Source organism: Pseudomonas tumuqii (assembly GCF_013184545.1).
Lineage (GTDB): Bacteria > Pseudomonadota > Gammaproteobacteria > Pseudomonadales > Pseudomonadaceae > Aquipseudomonas > Aquipseudomonas tumuqii.
In genome coordinates, this window is the sequence record NZ_JAAOJA010000064.1 from 1 (window position 1) to 534 (window position 534).

Below are 534 nucleotides of genomic sequence, written 5' to 3' on the forward strand. Positions count from 1 at the left end.
GCCGGGCAGCGTTCTGGCCAGCAACAGCAGCGTCAACGCCAGCGTCACCGCCACCGACAGCAACGGCAATACCGTCACCGCCGAGGCCGACCGCGGTTACAGCGTCGACACCAGCGCCGAGGCCAGCATCAGCCTCAACGCCATCGCCGGCGATGACATCCTCAATGCCGCCGAAGCCGCCGCGGACGTCGCCGTCAGCGGCAGCGTCGGCGGCGATGCCCAAGAAGGCGACACCGTCACCCTGACCATCGGCAGCGAGACCTACAGCGGCGCAGTGCTGGCCGGCAACACCTTCAGCATCAACGTGCCGGGCAGCGTTCTGGCGACCAACAGCAGCGTCAACGCCAGCGTCACCGCCACCGACAGCAACGGCAACACCGTCACCGCCGAGGCCGACCGCGGTTACAGCGTCGACACCAGCGCCGAGGCCAGCATCAGCCTCGACGCCATCGCCGGCGATGACATCCTCAATGCCGCCGAAGCCGCAGCGGACGTCGCCGTCAGCGGCAGCGTCGGCGGCGATGCCCAAGAAGG

At 69.1% G+C, this 534-nt stretch carries 1 protein-coding gene; it reads left to right on the forward strand.

The genetic code is table 11. The annotated features are described in order from the left end of the window. A partial coding sequence (locus G9C89_RS24960; RefSeq protein ID WP_172153399.1) for an Ig-like domain-containing protein occupies window positions 1-534 on the forward strand: 534 nt, incomplete at both ends.